Here is a 16,844-nt window from a genome sequence, read left to right on the forward strand (position 1 = left end):
AGCTGAACGCTTAACAAAAACGCCTTTAAAGAGGCGTTTTTGTTTTATTCGGTGGTGCTTAAATAGAAAAATCTTCAGGGTTGTTATCTGTTTGAGATTTGGCATCTCTGAGTTTATGACCTTTTTGGGTGCGAAATCTGGGGGCTTTGGTGTTGTAACCTAAGCGTTTTTGCCAACTATTAACGATGTAGTACTGCCATAATACTCGAAATAACAGCCCTAGAACGGCACTGGTGATGATGCCACATACAACCAAACCCAATGTGAATGCTTTGAGTGAAAATAGGTGATTAGCAAAAGGGTTGACACCATTTCCTGTTACCCAAAGACTAAAGTCTGAGATGACAATCCCAATAGTGCGAATACCAATCATCGGTTCACCCAATAAGAACGCCCCTACACAATAAGATGCCCAAAATACAGGAATGGTGGTTAAAGGATTGGTAATCCAAGTTAGGGCAATTGCCATTGGTATGTTGGCTCGCAGTAACAATGCTCCGATGATAGCAAGGGGCATCTGACCTGGCAAGGGAAAAAATGCACACAGTACACCAATGTATACCGCTCGTGTCAATGCACCACGGTTCATGTGCCATAGGCGAGGGTCGGCGATGAATGGAGCAAACCACCCCATGATTCTACTTTCACTCAACTTTTCTGGCGTGGGTAGCCATTTTTGTAATTTTTTCTTGGGCATAACGACAATCTAAAAGTTAAGAACAGCCATCAATGACGGATGTTATCTAAAGAATATTATAACAAAAAAAACTAAACGCAGAGATGGTCGGTATCCTTGTTAATCATTGTTTTTTGTATATGAGCTTTATGTCAATATAAAAAACAAAGAAGTAAATTATCCAATTCTAGCATACCATGACACATAAAGACAAATAAATTGCAGTCTTTATGGTTTGAAAAAATACTTTAAAAATAACTACTTGATATCATAAAAGAGTTCTGCAAGCATGATCAAGGTGTGATAAAATGCCAATATTGATCAACAACCATCAAAATATAGAAGTGATACAACGATGAGTGATAAAATTCAGATTAACCATCCAAAACCTAGCAAAAAACCCACCAAAAAAGCCTTGATCTGGATTGACCTTGAGATGACGGGGTTGGATACTCAAAATGATGAGATTATTGAGATTGCCACTATTGTTACTGATGATCAACTTAATATTTTGGCAGAAGGTCCTGTGATTGCTATTAAGGTGTCAGATATTGTGCTAAACGGCATGGATGACTGGAATAAAAAGCAACACGGTCAATCAGGTTTGATTGACAGAGTGCGTCGTAGCACGATGACGCTAATGGATGCGGAAAATGCGACACTGGAGTTTCTCGCCAAGTGGTGCGATGAGGGTGTATCTCCAATGTGCGGCAACTCAATTTGCCAAGACAGACGCTTTTTGGCACGCCAAATGCCACGACTTGAACGGTATTTTCATTATCGCAATCTAGATGTATCAAGCATCAAAGAGCTATGCTATCGTTGGCGTCCTGATGTGGCAAGCGGATATCAAAAGGGTGGGGCTCATTTGGCATTAGATGATATTCGTGATTCTATTCGTGAGCTTCGTCATTACAAGGCGCATTTTTTTAAATTGCTGGATTGATGAGTGAAATTGTGTGGTGCAATCCATTTCCGCTTTAGCCACCGAATAAAAAACCGCCTTTTTTGATGATGGGCGGTTTTTTGCAAACAGGTTCTTAAATGCTTTTAACATTTAGTGTGTTTTAACAAAGATTTTAAGAATTATTTTTTAATATTGGTGTATTTTTCAAAGTTCTTGATGTAGTCGTCTAGGTTGTCAGACAGCATTTGTTGGTATTGGGCGGTGTAAAATTTGATGATGTCATCTTTTTCTTTTTCAAAATCACTTGCTTTAGTAAAGCCAATGGAAGCGACAGATGCACTATAACGAGCTGACGCATATAGTAAAGATGAGCCAACTTGACCTGCGTGTGATTGTGGAGATAGCTGACTGTTGGCAAGGTTGATAAACGCATCGGCACGCTCATAAAAAGCATTGACTTGAGCTTGAAACTCTTCAGGACTTAGGTTGGGCTTATTGGTTTGTTCGCTCATGAGATTTTCCTGTTGGGTTTATTGATTTAAAACGCTTGTTGGTTTGTTTGGTGTCAAGACTGATAAGATTAAAATCATGTCATATCAAGAAGATAAAAACCAAAAGATGATGGAGTGTAAAAGTAATGCATTACGCTTGTGATATATTACGATGATTGCCAAAATTACAAGATTAGCTAATACTGAGCTAAAACATGATAACTTTGGCAATATTATCTGTATCTAACTATAGACCTGCATCTGCTCGTAGAGCTTCAGCACGATCGGTTTTTTCCCAAGTAAAGGCATTATCTGAGCCTGTACGCCCAAAATGCCCATAACTGGCGGTAATTTCGTACATTGGTTGCAATAAGTCTAGCATGCGTGTGATGCCATAAGGGCGTAGGTCAAAATGTACACGAATCAAGCGTTCTATTTCTTGGTCGCTGATTTTGCCAGTATTAAAGGTATTGACCGAGATAGAAGTTGGTTCTGCCACACCAATGGCATAAGATACCTGCACCTCGCAGCGGTCAGCCAGACCTGCAGCCACGATATTTTTGGCGACATAGCGACCTGCATAAGCAGCACTTCTATCTACCTTGCTTGGATCTTTACCAGAGAATGCCCCACCGCCATGGCGTGCCATGCCACCATAAGTGTCCACGATAATCTTGCGACCTGTCAGGCCGGCATCACCCACAGGACCACCGATGACAAATTTGCCTGTTGGGTTGATGTGGTACAGTGTGTCTTTATGCAGTAGTTCGCTTGGAATAATAGGTTTAATGATTTCTTCCATCACAGCCTCTTTTAGGGCAGTGTGGCTGATGTCTGGATTGTGCTGAGTGGACAAAACCAGAGCATCTACAGCAATAGGTTTGTGATGGGTGTCATAACGCAAGGTAACTTGTGCTTTGGCATCTGGGCGAAGCCAACTTAGTGTACCATCTTTACGAAGTTGGGCTTGACGCTCCATCAAGCGATGGCTTAGTTGAATGGGTGCAGGCATCAGTACATCAGTCTCATTTGTGGCGTAGCCAAACATTAAGCCTTGATCGCCTGCCCCTTGGTCTTCTGGACGACTTCTATCCACGCCTTGGGCGATTTCTGGCGACTGTTTGCCAATCATGTTAATAACCGCACAGCTATTGCCATCAAAGCCCAAATCAGAATGATTATAGCCGATTTTATTGACGGTAGCACGCACAATACCTTCAACATCAATATCAGCATGCGTGCTGATCTCGCCTGCTAAAACAATTGCCCCTGTCTTAGTAAGGGTTTCGCAAGCGACACGAGCGTCTTTATCTTGGGTTAAAATGGCATCAAGTAGAGCGTCTGAGATTTGGTCTGCCATCTTATCTGGATGACCTTCAGAGACGGATTCTGAGGTAAATACTTGGTAGTTCATAGATAATCACTTATAAAAATAGATAAAAAATTATGCGAATTTTGGTGGCTTTTCTAGGCTTGACAAAATGGTCTGATGACCGAACGCACAAGGTGGACTGCGTTTGTGTTTATTGTGCAAATATCAATGTACACAATACAAATAAAATCACAAGGCATTTGGTGGAAAATTATAAGATATTTTTAATAAAATTACCAATGAATATTTTTTTATATTTGAGTGGGCTTAAAGGAAGGGTCTTGGTGGTTTTAGTTGAGTCTAAATTGATTGGGTTTTTTGAAAGTTGTAAAATTATTAAGCCTAAGGGTTTGGTTTGCCAGATTAATCTTGGTCTTCTTTTCAGCCAGCAGTGTTTCGTTGTGTTTGCGTAGGCGTTCAATTTCTGCTTGTGCCGCTTGAAACTGCTCGGCTGTGATTTGGGTTTCTTGATTGTTTTCGTCTGTCATGGGTTACTACCTTTTGTTTGCCGTTACAAGCGGCGTAAAAAAACCCTTTCGAATTCGAAAGGGTTTGGGGTTAAGTGATCAAAAACGCCATTTTTAAGGCGTTTTTTCTCATCAATGCTTTATGTTTTAAGGGTTTTATGGTTTGATCAGTCCAACTGACTTTAATGTCTGCTCAACTTCTTTTCTAAACTGAGTTTCGTTAATGTTAATGTCGGGGTCATCATCAATACCATCTAGCCCTAAATCAGGGGCAAATCTATCACAAGCCGAAAAGATATGCCACCCAGCCGTTGCCTGCTCATCGGTAACAGTCTCTTTTCTTGGAGTACGCCAAGCCTCTAGGTATTTCATCATAAATTCTTCAGCTTGATATTTGCCTTGATGAAAATCCGAAGCTAGTTTAAGCAATGTAGTCAAAATAAAATACCCTTATTCATGTAATACTCATACTGTTTTTTACTTTCTGGGTCATCTAGTTTAAAAGTAAATGCCGTAATAAACTCACCAGTTTCTTTGATAGCAACAGCAACCATCGTACCACTATTATAATACACAATACTGTTTTTGACATCACGATAAGTGCCTTTTGCGGTGGTTTTTTCATCTGCCAAATGCTCTAAAATCGCTTGTTGATAGGTTAATAAAGTATCTGCATTCTTTTTACTAATATCAATGCCAAAATCAGTAGCGTGCTTAAACTTACGATCAAGCTGTGAGCGTGTAAAGGTTATTTCGCCAAATCTTGTATTTTCTACCAATACGCCTTGACGGTTTTTTAAAATTTTGGCTTTATCAAAAACCTCCCCAAACACCACAGGCTCTAATTTTGCCATCTCATCTAGGGTTAGTGGCGTAAAGTTTTTATCCAGTTGCAAGGATTTAAACTTTTCTATACTCATACCACCATCACGAAACAGCTTACCCCGTGTCTTGCCTAATACCTCGTCTTGATAATGGGCTGGTTGGTTTTTTAGCCATTCATAATAGGTCTGATTTTCTACCACGCCATGCTCGCTTGTACGCTGTTTTGGAGCGATATAGCCGTCATAGATGATTTCAAAGCTACTTCTACAGTTGAAATGATAAGGCGGATAAGTGGCTTTATCTAAGGTCATTACCACACCGTCCAAATGGCGACAAATGGGGCTGGTGCGTCTGTCTAAGGTTGCGATAACCTTAATGCCTTTGATGATGTCTTTGTTATCGTTGATAAAGGCTTGCTTTGCCTCACTTGCCATTATCGCCGTACCTGTATGGGCAAGGGTTTTGGCGTGTCTTGTACTGATATTCAAAATACCGTCTTGATAGCGATTGGCACGACTGCCCCTTATCATCTGAATTAATTTGGCATTATCTAGGCTTTTGCTATGGGCTAGGCGTATGGCACGGATAATCCGCTCGCTTTCATTTTCGCCAAATGCTTTAGTTAATTCATCTAGGCTAATGCCCACATTGGTAGTTAGATGTAGCGGCTTATCAAAAACTTTATCGGCGTACGCCATTAAGCTTTTTGGGCTGTTTAACCGTTGTCTGGTTGCCTTGTAAGCCTCATCACTATGTACCTTGTAGCGATGAGAAAAAAGCGTACGCCAATTTGCTTTTAAGCCGTCCACATACGCCCCAAACAAGCCTTGTAGCTCTTTATCGGCATTTGTGGTTAATTGCTTGATTTCACGAGCGTTTAGGCTTTTGACTTCACGGTTGAAGATTGTTTTGGAAATGGTTGGTTGATTGAATTTAGGGTTTTGCTGTGGTTATGATGGATGATTAACTGAATGATTGGTCATAAGACTGGTTTTTGATTTTATTTTTTCATGAGTGCTAAAGCCACTGATAAAGCAAGTATTTGCACGGCAATGATGAGCATAACTGTAAGCCACCATTGCCCATGTGCATAGGCAATGCCACACGCCCACGCACCAATGCCACCGCCACCATAGTAGCCCATATAGTATAGTCCAGAGGCGAGTGAACGCCCTTTGGTAACTTGGCTACCGATATAGCTGATGGTGGCAGACTGGGTGATGAATACCCCTGACGACATGATGGTAAGTCCTATGATGATTGCAAGCAATGGCGTGCTTAGTGTGATAATCATGCCAATAATGGAGCAGAGCACCGCCCCTATGATGACCCAAATCATACCAAAGCGTGCAATCAGTCTGCTTGACATGGGTGTGATAATCATGCCAATAAGATATAGAGCGAAGAGATTGGCAAGATGTGAGGTGCTGAGCTGATAAGGTGCGTCCGATAAGTGCAGACCAATAAAAGTAAAACACCCCACAAGGGAGAATAGTACGCAACCACCCAAGAGACAAGCACTCATCAAGTGGCGGTTTTTGGTGTGGGAAAATAGCAATGACAGGGAGTTGGTAAAATTACCACTTTTAACAAAATGATGTGATTTTGGTAGTGTTTTAAGCACCCATATCGCCCCAATGAGTGTGCAGATTGCCATCACACCATAACCGTATCGCCAGCCGATCAGCTCGTGTAAATGCCCTGCAATAAAACGCCCACTAAATCCCCCAAGCACCGTACCTGTTACATACAAACTCATCATCTGAGTGACATGGTTGTTGTGCTCTTCCCCTATATAGGCAATCAATACAACTGTAATCCCAGGTATCGTCAATCCTTGTAAGAACCGCCAAATTGACAGTTCATTGACCGACCCACTTGCACCAATCATGCCTGTGGGTATGGCAAGTAGCAGTAATGAACCGACAATAAACACCTTGCGACCGAAGGCATCTGATAGCATTCCCATAAAAGGCGAGATAAGGGCGATGGCAAGTACGGTTGCACCTACCGCCACACCAATGGCAACTTCTGAAGCATGAAAATCTGTCATCAAGGTCGGCAAAATCGCTTGCACCGAATACACTTGTAAAAAGGCAAAAAAACCAATCATGGCGATGGTAAATTTTGCAGTTAGGGTAGGTGTATTATTGGTGGTCATGGCGGTGGTGAAATAAGAAGCAGGGAGTTTATTGTAGCATGATTATTCCTTATTTGTCCGATGTCAAAGGCAGAAATTTTCAACATGATGATGGATAAAAAACACCGTATACTAGGGGGATTTGTGGTACAATTTTAGCTAAGTTAACTGTTGGTTTATTTTTAATTTGTGCTTTACCCATGTGATGAGTTTGACCAATGTTAGCTTGTTCACTTTGATACCACCCAAAAGCGTTGCTATTGTAGGACCATGATGAATATAGCCATCCACCATACCCAGACCACGAGCGAACCAAACACTGTAGCACAGTTACCAGCCGACAACCATGTCATCATCATTGGTGGCGGTCAGGTGGGGCTGTCTTTTGCATTGTTGTTGGCACATCACGGCATTTATAGTACGCTGATTGAGCAGGCGACTTATCCAGTCATCAGCCCTGATGACGATGTGGGTCGTACTCAATATCTAGACAGTCGCAATACGGCACTTTCACGGCGTACGGTACAAATTTATACTGAGATTGGACTGTGGCAACAGATGCAAAGCCATGCTTGTCGTATTGATGGCGTGGAGATTGGTGAGTTGGGTAGTTTTGGGCGAGCCAGATTAGATAAGCAAGCAGAAGGTGTGGAGAGCTTTGGTCAAGTCATGGAAAATGCTTGGATGGGGCGGCAGCTACTACTGGCGGTGCAGGATAATGCATTCATCACATTGATTGATGGGGCAAGTGTGGTGGATATTCGTCAAGATGAACAGGTGGCGGCAGTTGAATTTAGCAAAGATGGGAAGAATTTGTGTCTTGATGCACCACTTGTAGTAGCTTGTGATGGCAGGGATTCGGTGTCTCGTCGCCTGCTGAATATTGATGTGGATACGCACGATTATCGGCAGGTGGGCATTGTGGGTGTGGTGCAGACGGATAAGCCACATCAGCATATTGGCATTGAGAAGTTTTCACCTGTTGGGCCTTTGGCGTTATTACCTTTGACGGACGGTCGTGGTGATGGCAGTGATGGCACAACTCAGGGGTATCGCCGCTCGGTGGTGTTCATTTGCAAGGCAGGTGAGGAGATTCGTTATCTGCAAAATGATGAGTATTTTAAGACAACATTACAACAGGTGTTTGGTGAGGATGCTGGGCGGTTTGTGGCGGTGGGTCGTCGTGGTGCTTATCCGCTTATGAAGGTGCTGGCTCATCGCCAAGTGGTGGGTCGTTGTGTGGTTATGGGCAATGCTGCTCACACTTTGCATCCTGTGGCAGGTCAGGGATTTAACCTGTGTTTAAGAGATGCTTACGCCTTAGCTGGTATGCTTGCTCATCAAAAAAAGCTCAATCCAAATTATGATTTGGGTAATTATGCCAATCTAAGAGCGTATGAAAAAGCACGGCAAACCGACCAAAAACGAGTGATTCATTTTTGTGATACGGTGGTGCATGGCTTTAGTAATAGCAATCCTGTGATGAAATTCGCTCGTAATGTTGGGCTGATTGCTTTTGACAAGATTCCAGGTGTCAAACCATTAGTGGCAAGTTATGCCATGGGGCTAAAATCCTAACCATCTGATTAGAAAAATTTTTCTAAAAACCAAAAAAATACTTGCAATCTAACAAAAAATCGTTATAATACACGCCTACGGAAGCTTGGCAGAGCGGTTGAATGCACCGGTCTTGAAAACCGGCGTGGGTTTGTAGCCCACCGAGAGTTCGAATCTCTCAGCTTCCGCCATTATTCTTATTCCATCTTTGATGGATTTACCGCTTTAGGAAGCTTGGCAGAGCGGTTGAATGCACCGGTCTTGAAAACCGGCGTGGGTTTGTAGCCCACCGAGAGTTCGAATCTCTCAGCTTCCGCCATTATTAAACCACCCAAAACAAAAGGGTGGTTTTTTTATTATTCCATCGTCAGAACCTAAAAACTGTAAAATATTTGTCCAAAAGCCAAATTTACGATAGAATAAAAACTCTCATCCGTCCTTATTGATCATTGCCCATGTCTTTAATCCGTCGCCGTAAACTAACCAAAAACCAAACCCGCCAAATCCAAAAAAACCAAGATAAAATCATCGATGATGGCACGCTTGTTGGCGGAGTGATTGTTTCACATTTTGGAAGGCAGCTTGATGTACAGATTACCGAATTACCCCAGATTATTGAAGAGGGTGTAAGCCTTGCTGTTGGTGATATCTGGCGATGTCATGCTCGCACCAACTTACCAATGATGGCATCAGGCGATGGTGTAAAATTTAGCATTGATACAACGGCAAACTTAGGGCGGATTGAGGTGCTGTCTAATAGACGCACGCTGATTGCTAGACCTGACCGCTATAACAAGGTTAAGCCCATTGCTGCTAATGTAGATACCTTGGCAATCGTTTTTTCGCCGCTACCCAAGCCTGCAACCAATCTGATAGACCGTTATTTATTGATTGCCAGATTAAGTGGTGTGCAACCTTTATTGGTGCTCAATAAGGCGGATTTGTTGGCGGATTTTGCTGATGTTGAGAAGATTTATAAAGAATATCAACTACTTGGCAGTAAATACGGTTTTGAGATTATTAAGACTTCAAGTGTTACTTTGGGTGGATTGAGTGAGTTAAATGCTCACCTACAAGGTAAATTAACCATTTTTGCAGGTCAGTCAGGTGTGGGAAAATCCAGTCTCATCAATCAGTTATTGCCCAACGCCAATCAGTCCACCAACATCATCTCTGTGGGTTCTCAGTTAGGACAGCACACCACTACCACCAGTAGTTTACTGGCTTTTGATGATAGCGAGCTATCAAAGGGCGGTATCATTGACACACCCGGCATTCGTGAATACGGTATTTGGCATTTATCGGACAATGACATCATGGTGGGGTTTGATGAGCTTTATGAACGGCGAGGTCAGTGTCAATTTCGAGATTGTAATCATGCTCAAAATGCTAAAGGTTGTGCGTTTTGGCAGGCGGTATTGGCAGGCGAGATACTTGAACGCCGTGTTGAGAGTTTTAATGAATTGGTAAAAGAAGCAAAAATGAATGCGTCATCTGCCAGAAATCAATTCAAATAACTTGATAATAAAAAGTGGGGTGCTGAACTAAGCATGGCACTGGCTGTGCTAAAAGCCATATAGACATAAAGCACCTAAAAGTAAGTGCAATTTAATGTGGTTATCGGTATAATAAGACTTTTGATTCATTAAATTTGGAGTAACTGTGGAGCGTTGGCTGACTTTTATGGGTAATCACCCAGTATTATTCGGTATCTTGGCGGTACTGATTGTGGCATTTTTTATGGTGGAAGGCAAGCGTAATGGCAAGAAGGTCTCTCCTAATGAGCTTGGACTACTGGTTAATAACCAAAACGCACGCATCATTGATATTCGCCCTGCCAATAAGTTTGCGGTATCGCACATCGCAGGCAGTCGCAACATTCCTTTTACTGAGCTAAAAAATCACCTTGATGAACTAAAAGCCATCAATGAGCCTGTGGTCATCGTCTGTGATTTGGGTATGCAATCAGGGGCTGCGGTCAGCTTAGTAGGGAAACCAAACTTCATGCGTCTAGCAGGCGGTATTCAGGGTTATCAGGCGGCAGGGTTGCCTTTATCAATGGCGAATAAAACCAAAAAATAAGAGAGTTAATGGGTGATTCAATCAATAGTTGCTTGAAAAATCAACGACCATCCCAATATAACTTTTATCTATTGAGGCGGGATTGCCTAAATAGATTGAATTTTTTATCAATACAAGGTTGGTATTATGACCCAAGTAACCCTATACATTAAAGAAGAATGCCCTTATTGTCGTGCCGCTGTACAATTATTGGCAAACAAAGGGGTGTTATATAACGCTATTAGTGTCTATGACATGACCGCTGATGAGAAAGAAGCACTGGCTGTAAAGACCAATCGTTATCGCACTGTGCCACAGATTTTTATTGGTGAGACATTCATCGGTGGCTTTGATCAACTAAACAAGCTAAACCAAAGTGGCGAGCTTGATGCCATGTTGGCAGAGTAATAATATCTCGATGGCGAGTTGATGACTTTTTAGTCTTTTAGTAACCCACTTATCATCTATATTTTGTAATTCTGTAAAAGGAAAATATCATGACAGAACAAACCCAACCACAACTTGGTCTTGAGCGTATCTATATCAAAGACCTATCTTTTGAAGTGCCAACAGCTGAAGTATTTACCAAAGAGTGGCAACCAGAGCTTGATATCAGTCTTGCTACTGCATCGATAGACTTAGATGAAGACCATAAAGAAGTCGTACTTACTGTTAATGTTACTGTAAAAAATGGCGGTTCAACAGCGTATATCGCCGAAGTGCAACAAGCAGGCATTTTCTTATTAAAAAATATTCCAGAAGGGGATTTGGAACACTTGCAACAAGCATACTGCCCAAATATCCTATTCCCATATGCTCGTGAAGCGATTAGCGATTTGGTGTCTCGTGGCAGTTTCCCACAGTTGCTCCTTGCCCCAGTCAACTTTGACCAAGCCTACCTACAAGCCCAAGCAGAAGCAAAGGATAATGCCTAAGCTAGGTATCTAGAACGGGTTTTAAAAATAAGCAGTCTTATGATTGCTTATTTTTTTATTTAGTGTTTGAAGATGGGCCTATCTTGGGTAAAAGACTTTGTATCTGAGTAATTAATCAAATAATTAAAATGCCCATGTAGAGAGTACTAAGAGAAGATTTTTGCCTTGCGTCTAGGGGTGCTGATTTCTTCTAGGGTGATTTGATTAAAACTTCGGCAGTTTGGCTGTGGGCGAAAAATATCACGGGTTAAGGCGGCGATTTCATAGATGGCACGGCGAGAATGTATTAGATTGTTATCAATATTTGTCCAGCTAAGTGGCACAGCAAGCGGTGCAACAGCAGGGGTGGTTGAAATATTCATGCGGGCAAACTGGCGGCGAGCCCGAGCCATGTGGTAGCGGTCGGTGATGAGATGTACATGAGCAGGAAGTTCGTGATAAGAGAGTAGTTTGGCAGTAAAGACGGCATTTTCACAGGTGTTCATGCTGGCATTGTCACTGATGATGATGGGTCTTGGTTTGGCACTAGAGAGTGATAGCTTAAGATAATCTTGTAGCCATGGTGACTCAACACCACTTGTAATGATGGGTAAGTGGGTTTGCTGATAAGTGGTGGCGGTAGCATCAGCACGGCTTTGGCTATAATGGTTTAAGATGATGTGATTATTTTTTTTGGTGAGACCACCACCAAGCACTACCAAAGCCGATGATGCTTGGTGGTCGTCAGACAGCGTAATGGCACTAAAAGCATTAAGAAAAAGCACGCTTAGATTGGCAAAAATTGGCGTAAATGGTGAGATAATAGCAAAGATAACCACCAGTGCCACAATAATGAATGTTCGCCAAATGATTTTTAGTGTTTTTTGCCGTACTGTCATGGAGAGCTTTGACCGTCGGTGGTTATCCATACAGGTTCACGCACAAGTTGAATGCCAAATTTTTGTAAAATGGTGTCAATGATCAAAGATTGTGTCGCCTTGATATCATCTTGACTGGCAGTGTACGGAGTATGATTGGTTAGTACCAGTGCTTGTTTTTCGTGAGTGAGTATTGGAAAAATCCCCTTGCCTTTAAGTCCTGCTTGGTCAATGAGCCAACCTGCAGGGATTTTTATGTTGCCATCATCAATGGGGTAGCTTGGCAGGGTGGGATACTGTGCTTGCAATGTCTTAAAATCACTCATGGCGATGATGGGATTTTGAAAAAAAGAACCGCAGTTTGCCAATATGTTGGGGTTGGGTAATTTATCAGAACGAATCTGCACAACAGCATCAAAGACATTTTTGGGGCTTGGGGTGTCTTTGTGCTGAGCTTTGGCAAACTTATGCGATATGACAGCTAGGTCGCCATAGTTGGTGAGTACTTTATCGTTACTTGTATGCAGTTTGAACACAACATGACTAATCAGGTAGCGATTGGGGCTGTCCTTAAAAACACTGTGCCGATACTCAAACTGACAAGCAGTGTTGTCAAATTCAAGTTGCTCACCTGTCGTTAAATCAAAAGCGATAACGTTGATAATAAAATCAGAAACCTGTACGCCATATGCTCCAATATTTTGCACAGGGCACGCCCCCACAAGACCTGGTATGAGTGCCAAGTTTTCAAGTCCATACCAACCTTGATGTAAGCAGTGCTGAATAAAGTGATGCCAATTTTCCCCGCCTGCCACCTTGATATTGACGCCATCGTCATCATACGCAATCACCTCAATGCCTTGGTATCTAGGTAGTAAGACTAGACAATCCAACCGGCTTGGTAGTAGCACATTACTACCCCCAGACAGCACAAAAATGGCTAGGCCTTGTTGTTTGGCGAAGTTGATGGCATGGGTAATGTCATCTTTTAATGTGTTGGCATCATCTAAAATCATCGCATGACTGGCGATACAGGATAATGCCATGGTGTTATTTTTGGTGAGATTGTACTGCTTGATGATTTTATCATGCGTTGTTTCGGTCATGATTTACCTCTTGTTGCCAGCGGTCTAACCAACGATGGCTGACTTGTTCAATATGCTTGAGCATACTTTTAAAATCACTCATGTCGCCATAGTAAGGGTCGGCAACTGCTACATCATCAAACATGGTTACTTGTGCGGTCGCATCGGATGGCATGATTTTTTGCAGGTCTTTTAGATTGTTATGATCCATCGCAAAAATTATATCAAAATCGTAAAAATCATGTTGCTGAACCTGTCTGGCTCTTAGAGTGGATAGGTCATAACCTTGTTGGTTGCCCGTAGTGATGGCTCGTTCATCAGGCGGGCTGCCGATATGATAACTGGCAACACCTGCTGAATCAAAGCGTATATCAAGCCCTTGTTTTTTGGCATGCTTAGCCATGACGGCTTCAGCAGTAGGACTGCGACAGATATTACCAAGACAGACAAATAAAATAGATGTTGGATACATAGATATTTTTGCTCAAAAAACCTGCAAAGCAGTATCTAAATTAAGTAGTGGATAATAAAAGTGGCACAAAACCATTAAATGTTCATTTTAACACAAAAAACCCAATCATACAGGTGCTATTGTCGGTATTGAGTGATATGAACCGCTAAATTGCCTAAATATTTTTATGTTTATAAAGTAAAAGATAATCTTGAGTGATTGGCTGTGTCAATCATCCATCTTTTACGCTAACCTAATTTTTGGAATTATATGGCTAGGTAAAAGTATGCTAGTAGGATACACGCATGCTAATTTTATGGTTTACCAACCACTCTTAAAGCGTGCTAAATCTCTGCGTTGTTTCTTGTCAGGCTTGGTGTCGGGGCGAGCAAGGTTTTGTAGTTTTCTTTGCTCGGCAAAAAACTCTCTTGTTGCTATGCTTTCTTGTGTCTCTTCGTACAGCGTGGCGGCCATGGTGGCATTACCACGATTTTCTGATAATGCCTTAATGACTACAATTTTTTCTTCTAACCGAGTGGCATGTCCTTGCCTGATGGCTAAGGTATCGCCCACTTGGAGTTCACGGCTTACTTTAATTTTTTGTCCATTCATGTGTACTTTGCCAGATTCGATGGCTTCTTTGGCAAGAGTGCGGGTCTTAAAAAACCGAGCCGCCCACAGCCATTTATCGGCACGGACTTTGTGTGGGGTGTTTTGGTCGGTGTTTGGGTTTGGTGTTTTTGTCATGGGTTATTATCTTTGATTGACTTGCGATATGGTCATAGGATTTTGATGACTTTAAATATTTCAAACAGTAGCCACATTTTATCATCAAACACCTCAAACTGTTCAAAAAATTGCTGATGAGTATCTTGCCAGTAGGCTAATGACAAATCACCTTCACCCTCTTTTTGTGCCAATTTTTCATCCACATCACAAAAGCGAATGATGAATTGGGCGGTGTTTTGAATAACACAGCGTGGGAGTCCATCTCCATCTGTAATAACCTGTAGACTGCCAACAGGACAAACAGGATCGTCTAAATGCCATTGTAAGGCGGTGCAAGTGGCGGTTTTTGTACCGCTTATTACCAGTTGGCATAACTCATCTGCCATTTGTGGACTGTTACCAAATGACCAGTGGGGCAGGGAAGAGATATCTAGACAGTCTGCTTGAGTGCTATTTAGTTTGTCAAACATGATTTACTCTTATTTTAAAAAATTACCATTAAGGGTTTCTTAATGGTAATTGATGAGTTTACATTTTCTCAACGGTCTTAATGCCCAATAAATCCAATCCTAATTTTAGGGTGTCAGCGGTGAGTTTAGCAAGCAAAAGACGGCTGGTTTTGATGGGTTCATCGGCAGATAAAATCGGACAATGCTCATAAAATGATGAGAAAATCCCTGCCAGTTCATACAGATAAAGTGCTAGAACATTAGGTGTGCCGTCTTTAGCAAGCGTGCGTAACGAATCTTCAAATTGCAGTAGCTTAAGGGTAAGCGTCCGTTCGTGTTCGTCATTAACTAAAATATCGCCTGTCAACTCATCAGGATTGAGTTCTGCTTTAGAAAAAATCGACCGTACACGAGTGTAGGCATACTGCATATAAGGGGCGGTATTACCTTCAAATGATAGCATATTATCCCAGTCAAACACATAGTCGGTGTTGCGGTTTTTGGATAGGTCAGCGTATTTGACCGCACCGATTGCAACCGCCTTAATAAGAGCCTGTTTTTCGCTTTCGCTCAGTTTGGTTTGGCGTTCACTCATCAATGTTGTGGCTCGCTCAATGGCTTCATCAAGTAGGTCGGCAAGTTTTACTGTGCCACCTGTGCGAGTCTTAAAGGGTTTGCCATCTTTACCTAGCATCATACCAAAGGTAAAATGATTCATCTTAAAATCATCAGGAACAAATCCGCCAAGTCTAGCGATTGCCCACGCCTGCTTCATGTGTTGGGCTTGGCGTGCATCAGTAAAGATGATGACTTCATCAGCTCCTAGTGTCTTGTAACGATAATGAGCGGCAGCGATGTCGGTGGTGGTATATAAGAAACCGCCATCATTTTTTTGGACAATCACTCCCAAAGGATTGCCTTCTTTATTTTTGTATTCGTCCATATAGACGACTGTCGCCCCATCATCTTTGGTGGCAATGCCTTTTTCAATTAGGCTATCAACCACGCCTTGTAGCATTGGGTTGTATAGACTCTCGCCCATAATGTCTTTTTTGGTTAAAGTAACATTGAGTCTGTCATAGGTGGCTTGACACTGATTCATGGTAACATCTACCAGTTGCTGCCAGAGTTTTAGGCTGTTTTCATCACCGCTTTGGAGCTTGACGACATTTTGGCGAGCGGTAGTGGCGAAGTCTTCATCGCTATCAAACTTAGCTTTGGCGGAGCGATAAAATTCTTCAATATCGGACAATGCCATCTCGTCAGTGTCGCCAGTTTGTACAAGCTCAAGGTAGGCAATCAGCATGCCAAACTGTGTACCCCAGTCGCCAATGTGGTTGGCACGAATGACGGTATTGCCTAAAAATTCTAAGGTACGCACCATGCTATCGCCAATAATGGTGGAACGCAAATGTCCAACATGCATTTCTTTGGCGACATTGGGAGCAGAATAATCCACGACAATTTTTTTACCGCCTGTGGTATCAATGCCAAGCGTAGGGCTGTTTAGGGCGACTTGAGCAGATTTTTCAAGAAAGTCATTGGCAAGAAAAATATTGACAAAGCCTGGATCTGCAATTTCGGTTTTAGCGATAAGCTCATTGGCAGGTAGATTGTCTAGCACGCTTTGGGCAAGTTCTCTTGGGTTTTTGCCTAGTTTTTTGGCAACTCCCATCATGCCGTTGGCTTGGTAGTCGCCAAATTCTTTTTTGCTTGATGGCTTAATGACGGGGTCGGCACCCATGTCTGCCCCTGCACTGGTCATGGCGGTGGTAAATAGGTCGTGTAGCTTAGATTGAATGTTCATGATGACTCTTATGGTTTATCAAAGTGAATAAAATC

Annotated in this window: 19 protein-coding genes and 2 tRNA genes; 8 read left to right on the plus strand and 13 right to left on the minus strand. The window is 42.2% G+C overall.

The genetic code is table 11. The features are described 5' to 3' along the window. Positions 1-58 precede the first annotated feature (58 nt). Positions 59-697, minus strand: a complete 639-nt coding sequence (locus L3D27_RS03025) for a DUF2062 domain-containing protein (protein WP_432481505.1) — start codon at positions 695-697, stop codon at positions 59-61. Positions 698-1,031: 334 nt separating this feature from the next. Between L3D27_RS03025 and orn the strand changes: the two genes are divergently transcribed. Next, positions 1,032-1,622, plus strand: a complete 591-nt coding sequence (orn, locus tag L3D27_RS03030; protein WP_373627453.1) for an oligoribonuclease — start codon at positions 1,032-1,034, stop codon at positions 1,620-1,622. Between the two features lie 140 nt (positions 1,623-1,762). On the opposite strand, the gene L3D27_RS03035 is transcribed toward orn, so the two are convergent. The 6 genes from L3D27_RS03035 to L3D27_RS03060 form a co-directional block, all read right to left on the minus strand. Continuing rightward, on the minus strand, positions 1,763-2,095 hold the full coding sequence (locus L3D27_RS03035; RefSeq protein ID WP_284674181.1) for a DUF3144 domain-containing protein: 333 nt from the start codon (positions 2,093-2,095) through the stop codon (positions 1,763-1,765). A gap of 226 nt (positions 2,096-2,321) precedes the next feature. Further along, the gene (metK, locus tag L3D27_RS03040) at positions 2,322-3,488 is read right to left on the minus strand and encodes a methionine adenosyltransferase (protein ID WP_432481506.1); all 1,167 of its coding nucleotides are present in this window, start codon (positions 3,486-3,488) and stop codon (positions 2,322-2,324) included. Between the two features lie 248 nt (positions 3,489-3,736). Then, positions 3,737-3,934, minus strand: coding sequence for a hypothetical protein (locus L3D27_RS03045; RefSeq protein ID WP_284674183.1), 198 nt, complete (start codon positions 3,932-3,934; stop codon positions 3,737-3,739). A 135-nt stretch (positions 3,935-4,069) separates the two neighbouring features. After that, positions 4,070-4,351, minus strand: a complete 282-nt coding sequence (locus L3D27_RS03050; RefSeq protein ID WP_432481507.1) for a colicin immunity domain-containing protein — start codon at positions 4,349-4,351, stop codon at positions 4,070-4,072. Then, positions 4,348-5,547: a colicin D domain-containing protein gene (locus L3D27_RS03055; protein ID WP_432481508.1), complete on the minus strand. Its 1,200-nt coding sequence runs from the start codon at positions 5,545-5,547 to the stop codon at positions 4,348-4,350. The genes L3D27_RS03050 and L3D27_RS03055 overlap by 4 nt, the downstream gene beginning before the upstream one ends. A gap of 191 nt (positions 5,548-5,738) precedes the next feature. Next, entirely contained in the window at positions 5,739-6,899 is a 1,161-nt protein-coding gene (locus L3D27_RS03060) for an MFS transporter (RefSeq protein ID WP_432481509.1), read from the minus strand. A gap of 249 nt (positions 6,900-7,148) precedes the next feature. Here L3D27_RS03060 and L3D27_RS03065 point away from each other — a divergent pair, with 249 nt between their 5' ends. The 7 genes from L3D27_RS03065 (at position 7,149) to secB (ending at position 11,431) form a co-directional block, all read left to right on the plus strand. Next, entirely contained in the window at positions 7,149-8,456 is a 1,308-nt protein-coding gene (locus L3D27_RS03065; protein WP_432481510.1) for an FAD-dependent monooxygenase, read from the plus strand. Between the two features lie 79 nt (positions 8,457-8,535). Beyond that, positions 8,536-8,626 (plus strand) — tRNA-Ser (locus L3D27_RS03070). Positions 8,627-8,663: 37 nt separating this feature from the next. Continuing rightward, positions 8,664-8,754 (plus strand) — tRNA-Ser (locus L3D27_RS03075). Positions 8,755-8,890: 136 nt separating this feature from the next. Beyond that, the gene (rsgA, locus tag L3D27_RS03080; RefSeq protein WP_432481511.1) at positions 8,891-9,952 is read left to right on the plus strand and encodes a ribosome small subunit-dependent GTPase A; all 1,062 of its coding nucleotides are present in this window, start codon (positions 8,891-8,893) and stop codon (positions 9,950-9,952) included. Positions 9,953-10,097: 145 nt separating this feature from the next. Then, positions 10,098-10,517, plus strand: a complete 420-nt coding sequence (locus L3D27_RS03085) for a rhodanese-like domain-containing protein (protein ID WP_432481513.1) — start codon at positions 10,098-10,100, stop codon at positions 10,515-10,517. A gap of 126 nt (positions 10,518-10,643) precedes the next feature. Beyond that, positions 10,644-10,904: a glutaredoxin domain-containing protein gene (locus tag L3D27_RS03090; protein WP_284674189.1), complete on the plus strand. Its 261-nt coding sequence runs from the start codon at positions 10,644-10,646 to the stop codon at positions 10,902-10,904. 89 nt (positions 10,905-10,993) lie between these two features. Beyond that, a complete protein-coding gene (gene secB, locus L3D27_RS03095) occupies positions 10,994-11,431 on the plus strand; it encodes a protein-export chaperone SecB (RefSeq protein ID WP_284674190.1) in 438 nt (145 codons plus the stop codon). 146 nt (positions 11,432-11,577) lie between these two features. Here the strand turns inward: secB and L3D27_RS03100 are convergent, their stop codons facing one another. The 6 genes from L3D27_RS03100 to argS form a co-directional block, all read right to left on the minus strand. Next, the gene (locus L3D27_RS03100; protein ID WP_432481514.1) at positions 11,578-12,339 is read right to left on the minus strand and encodes a YdcF family protein; all 762 of its coding nucleotides are present in this window, start codon (positions 12,337-12,339) and stop codon (positions 11,578-11,580) included. Beyond that, positions 12,306-13,394 (minus strand): UDP-N-acetylmuramate dehydrogenase, encoded by a 1,089-nt coding sequence (gene murB / locus L3D27_RS03105; RefSeq protein ID WP_432481515.1) that lies wholly within the window; start codon positions 13,392-13,394, stop codon positions 12,306-12,308. Before murB ends, L3D27_RS03100 begins: the two co-directional genes overlap by 34 nt. Further along, positions 13,375-13,845: a low molecular weight protein-tyrosine-phosphatase gene (locus L3D27_RS03110; RefSeq protein WP_432481516.1), complete on the minus strand. Its 471-nt coding sequence runs from the start codon at positions 13,843-13,845 to the stop codon at positions 13,375-13,377. The genes murB and L3D27_RS03110 overlap by 20 nt, the downstream gene beginning before the upstream one ends. Before the next feature lie 300 nt (positions 13,846-14,145). Next, positions 14,146-14,571: an RNA-binding S4 domain-containing protein gene (locus L3D27_RS03115; protein WP_373627463.1), complete on the minus strand. Its 426-nt coding sequence runs from the start codon at positions 14,569-14,571 to the stop codon at positions 14,146-14,148. Between the two features lie 32 nt (positions 14,572-14,603). Beyond that, the gene (locus L3D27_RS03120; protein ID WP_284674195.1) at positions 14,604-15,023 is read right to left on the minus strand and encodes an ASCH domain-containing protein; all 420 of its coding nucleotides are present in this window, start codon (positions 15,021-15,023) and stop codon (positions 14,604-14,606) included. Between the two features lie 58 nt (positions 15,024-15,081). Beyond that, on the minus strand, positions 15,082-16,809 hold the full coding sequence (argS, locus tag L3D27_RS03125) for an arginine--tRNA ligase (protein WP_432481517.1): 1,728 nt from the start codon (positions 16,807-16,809) through the stop codon (positions 15,082-15,084). Between the last annotated feature and the right edge of the window lie 35 nt (positions 16,810-16,844).

This window comes from Moraxella sp. ZY200743 (assembly GCF_050885545.1).
GTDB classification, from domain to species: domain Bacteria; phylum Pseudomonadota; class Gammaproteobacteria; order Pseudomonadales; family Moraxellaceae; genus Moraxella; species Moraxella haemolytica.

Coding starts and splice junctions, on each gene's coding strand:
- L3D27_RS03025 (WP_432481505.1), bottom strand. CDS start 697: ATGCCCAAGAAAAAATTACAAAAATGGCTACCCACGCCAGAAAAGTTG.
- orn (WP_373627453.1), top strand. CDS start 1,032: ATGAGTGATAAAATTCAGATTAACCATCCAAAACCTAGCAAAAAACCC.
- L3D27_RS03035 (WP_284674181.1), bottom strand. CDS start 2,095: ATGAGCGAACAAACCAATAAGCCCAACCTAAGTCCTGAAGAGTTTCAA.
- metK (WP_432481506.1), bottom strand. CDS start 3,488: ATGAACTACCAAGTATTTACCTCAGAATCCGTCTCTGAAGGTCATCCA.
- L3D27_RS03045 (WP_284674183.1), bottom strand. CDS start 3,934: ATGACAGACGAAAACAATCAAGAAACCCAAATCACAGCCGAGCAGTTT.
- L3D27_RS03060 (WP_432481509.1), bottom strand. CDS start 6,899: ATGACCACCAATAATACACCTACCCTAACTGCAAAATTTACCATCGCC.
- L3D27_RS03065 (WP_432481510.1), top strand. CDS start 7,149: ATGATGAATATAGCCATCCACCATACCCAGACCACGAGCGAACCAAAC.
- rsgA (WP_432481511.1), top strand. CDS start 8,891: ATGTCTTTAATCCGTCGCCGTAAACTAACCAAAAACCAAACCCGCCAA.
- L3D27_RS03090 (WP_284674189.1), top strand. CDS start 10,644: ATGACCCAAGTAACCCTATACATTAAAGAAGAATGCCCTTATTGTCGT.
- secB (WP_284674190.1), top strand. CDS start 10,994: ATGACAGAACAAACCCAACCACAACTTGGTCTTGAGCGTATCTATATC.
- L3D27_RS03100 (WP_432481514.1), bottom strand. CDS start 12,339: ATGGATAACCACCGACGGTCAAAGCTCTCCATGACAGTACGGCAAAAA.
- murB (WP_432481515.1), bottom strand. CDS start 13,394: ATGACCGAAACAACGCATGATAAAATCATCAAGCAGTACAATCTCACC.
- L3D27_RS03110 (WP_432481516.1), bottom strand. CDS start 13,845: ATGTATCCAACATCTATTTTATTTGTCTGTCTTGGTAATATCTGTCGC.
- L3D27_RS03115 (WP_373627463.1), bottom strand. CDS start 14,571: ATGACAAAAACACCAAACCCAAACACCGACCAAAACACCCCACACAAA.
- L3D27_RS03120 (WP_284674195.1), bottom strand. CDS start 15,023: ATGTTTGACAAACTAAATAGCACTCAAGCAGACTGTCTAGATATCTCT.
- argS (WP_432481517.1), bottom strand. CDS start 16,809: ATGAACATTCAATCTAAGCTACACGACCTATTTACCACCGCCATGACC.